The sequence below is a fragment of the Aquiflexum sp. genome (assembly GCF_977115555.1).
On sequence record NZ_CDSBKL010000394.1, the window covers coordinates 1 to 3,676 of the forward strand.

General features: G+C 39.2%; 3 protein-coding genes. All 3 read right to left on the reverse strand.

Annotation, left to right across the window (positions count from 1 at the left end):
* Window positions 1–469 precede the first annotated feature (469 nt).
* Window positions 470–832: a VOC family protein gene (locus tag ACZFYI_RS17225; protein ID WP_462525365.1), complete on the reverse strand. Its 363-nt coding sequence runs from the start codon at window positions 830–832 to the stop codon at window positions 470–472.
* 233 nt (window positions 833–1,065) lie between these two features.
* Window positions 1,066–1,845, reverse strand: coding sequence for a peroxiredoxin family protein (locus ACZFYI_RS17230; RefSeq protein ID WP_462525366.1), 780 nt, complete (start codon window positions 1,843–1,845; stop codon window positions 1,066–1,068).
* A gap of 471 nt (window positions 1,846–2,316) precedes the next feature.
* Complete coding sequence (locus tag ACZFYI_RS17235; protein WP_462525367.1) at window positions 2,317–3,603, reverse strand: serine hydrolase domain-containing protein; 1,287 nt, start codon at window positions 3,601–3,603, stop codon at window positions 2,317–2,319.
* Between the last annotated feature and the right edge of the window lie 73 nt (window positions 3,604–3,676).

The window sequence follows — 3,676 nt, forward strand, 5'->3', positions numbered from 1 at the left end:
CGTTCAGTGATATATTTTTCGAGTATTTCAGTCATTTCCGGTATTGTCTTGGATGTCTGCCTTGCTTCCTTGTTTTTTTCAAAATAGCTATCCTGAATTTAATTTAAAACATCAATTTTGTCATATTATTTTTCTGATCTCAAACTGCGTCCTTTTGCTGAGGTCCAATCAATTTTCAAAATTAAGTCCAAATGAAAACGGAAAAATAACTGTAAAGACAAGGAAGAGGAATGACCAAGGTGAAAAGTTTTCTCCTAGGCATATGCGCCGGGCCTGAAAGTGGTTTTGATGGGTTAAAGGGTAAAAAAATCCAATTGCACCCCTATCCCTATCGTGGATGGAAAGAGAATAAATAGCATGGATTCTGACTGCTGTAGGAAATCCCACATGTCTTATAATCAAACTTTTCTCTACAACAGTCGGGGGCATAATGGAATCGATTCATTGTTTTTCTATTCTTTTTATAGTTTTACCATTGTTGAAATCTAATTCCCACTTGATGGTCTAAAATCGCAAATTCTTTTGCACCCCAAGGCCTTAGCGTTACTTTGCTGAGATTTGGGTGAAGTAAATGGGGATGAGTTGCAGATACTTTTGCATAGACATCTTCAATGTTATCTGTCTCAATTCTTAACTCCGGATAGTGTTCCTTCGCTAATTGCTCGTCCTGAAAAACCATAATGCCTATGCCATCTTTTGCCAATACACAGTAGGGTTGCGCTACGTGTAAATCAATATGTTTGATTTCAAATTCGAGACAATCGACAAACAATTTGAGCCCTGCTGACAAGTCTGAATAAAATACGCTGGGTACTAATTTTGTAAATTTCATATGCATAAGTTTTTTGATTTTCAGCAGGGGAAAAGGTTAGCAATTTTCTGTTCAGGCAATTGCTTCCGACCAATATCACTGATCTTCCCTGCGCTGCCGGGATTCCACGCTCAGGTGAGCGACAGAGCATTACATTCCGACGTCTGTCCCTGATCCAAAAGAATAAAAAAGCAGAACTACAAATTGTGCCTCCATATTCTCCATTCAGGAGGACTTACATTAATTGCTTTGATTTATTCTGCGATAAGACTCTCAATTGCAGCTCGGATGCGGCCCATATCATCCGCGCACATGGCGTGCTTCTCGGAGCCGTTGTCATCGTGATACTCCATGCCCGGATGGACAAATTGAATTACCCCGGACTTGTCAAGTATAAATGTTACCGAGGTAGCAGGCCGATCCGGACCTGTAAGCCACCATTCTTTTAGCGTGCCATGGCGCCAATCCCAGTCTATCGCTACTGGAAACTTAAAATCTCTGGCTTCAACCACACGCTGAACGCGCGCTACATCCAAAGGGTCATTTCTCCCCGCTTTGGGATGATAAACTCCAACCAATGCAAAGCCCTGGTCGGAATATTCTTCATGGAGCTCACGAAGTGCCGGGGCACTGCTTGCACAGAAAGGACAGGTATCTGTAAACCATCGAACCAAAACGACTTTTCCCTTTAAGTCATCCAGGTTAAGCGGTTCGGAATTGATCCATCCATCAAACTTGAAAGGTGGCGCCTGAACACCGATGCGGTCATCACCGGCTGTCCTGTCCATAGAGGACATACTTGCAAGCCATTTCCCAATTTTGGCATCTGCTTCGGTCTCTGAATCTCCCTCTGTTAGGAGAATCTCACGCTGATGCTCCCAAGACTTTATGATGATGTAGTTTTTAGCTGTGTCTGCCTTGGTATGGTTCATTTCATGCTTATGATTATTGGAACCTTGCACCGTACAGGAGAGTAGGGTAGCGCAAAGTGCCAAGACCAAAATATCCCCCAGTAATTTATTTGCCTGTTTCATGCTGTTTTTCTTTAAGTTCTTGTCAGTGTTTTATCCTGTTCATTTTCTGATCGGGACTAATATGCTGCTTCCATAAATGTGAAATGAATTATTATAAAGCTAGAGATTTTTTTTATAACACGCCTGATTCATAGGCATTTGATTAGATCAATACTTTTTTAGGGCAGGAGGATACCTGCATTTTGGCCATCAAATTTGAATAGTTTTGGGAAGCTGCTAGACTAATCATCGACAATTGTCGGATGCGATTCAAATAACCAAAAATTATTTTCTGATTAGAGCTTTCATTCTTGAATCCAATTGCAAATTGGAAGAATAGGTGTGTGTGATTACAAATCCCACCTAGTCCACCATCAATCGTTATAGTATACCCTGGAGAGATTTCAAATTTTAACCAGTCCGGTCTGGATCCGACGTTTTTCTAAACGTAGGAGGGGCATTATCACATATAAATGTTACCTGCTTGCTTATTCATCTCTTCTCAAACATTTTATGTTCATACTTGTAAACAACATTTCTTATGTCTCCAAAAGAGGCGTCAGGCAAATTTGAAAAACTTAATGCTCCGGAATTTGTTTCAGTATTCAGATATAAAAATGAATAGACCCCAATTGACCCTCCATTATGCAAGCGTATTCCTGTACTGGAAATAGCCCAAAAAACACCCACATTGTATTCGTCATTCAAGGGTGACGGGTCTCTTTTATTTTGGTAGTACGATTCGTCCAACACAGGTTCAAAAAGAGTATTATAAGACTTTTTATTAAGGATTACACCATTTCCGTTATATCCCTTTATCATTTCAATGAGGTATTTTGCTAAATCTTCTAAATTGGACTTCAAATCTCCTGAACTATACCCTACATAATAATATCGTGGATGCTCGATTGCAATTGTCGGTGTTTCCCAATCATCAGGACGGTATATTTTTGATAAAAGTGATTCATCAATATCTTCATAAAACCAACCAGTATTGTTCATTTTCAGAGGCTGGAAAATATGTGTCTTGGTGAAATCTGAAAAAGACATACCTGATTTTATTTCCACAATTACGGCAGCCAAATCCGCCCCAAGGTTAGAATACTCGTATTTCGTTCCAGGAGGATACTTCCTGAAATTCTCCTCGGAATACCATGCTCCGTCTTTTGCTAAATATTTCCTAACACTTTCCGAAAGTGTAATTAGTTTCCCCAATCGGTAATACTTAAAGTCTTGCTCCATGATTTCGGAAATCCTGGAATCTTCATATTCACGCTCTTCTAACAAGACTATCTCTGCCTCACCTATCTGTTCGGTATCAAATTCATCCATTATTCCTGCTGTATGCGTCACCAAATGTCTAACAGTTATGGGCACATCAGGGAACATGGGATTTACAATGTCATAAGGTAAAATATCGTTTACTTTTTCATCAAGAGATAATTTACCCATTTCTACCAATTTCATTATGCTAAGACCAATAAAGGTTTTTGAAATAGATGCGATGAAATTTACCGTCTTAGGGGTAAACTCGGTAGAATCGTTTAGGTCTGCATATCCAAATCCTTGGTTGTAAACTATTTGACTGTCCTTTACTATTGCCACACCAAACCCGGGAATCACAGAATTTCTTCTTATTTCCTCCAATTCAAGAGAAAGGGAGTCAAAATACATCCTCTCTTGAGCAGATATTTGTTTTTCTGAATCCTCATTGTTTTTACATGAAAAAATTGAGGTAAGGATTAGCACTATCAGACATTGGCCAATTATTTTTTTCATTTCTCTCCTTTTTTTTTTTTGAGGAAATGTTTAGTAAAAGAGGATTAGCGGATAAAAAAGGACCTACCTTTCT

Bases quoted from the DNA above. Each gene is read 5' to 3' on its own strand.
- ACZFYI_RS17225 (WP_462525365.1), bottom strand. From the start codon at position 832: ATGAAATTTACAAAATTAGTACCCAGCGTATTTTATTCAGACTTGTCA.
- ACZFYI_RS17235 (WP_462525367.1), bottom strand. From the start codon at position 3,603: ATGAAAAAAATAATTGGCCAATGTCTGATAGTGCTAATCCTTACCTCA.
- ACZFYI_RS17230 (WP_462525366.1), bottom strand. From the start codon at position 1,845: ATGAAACAGGCAAATAAATTACTGGGGGATATTTTGGTCTTGGCACTT.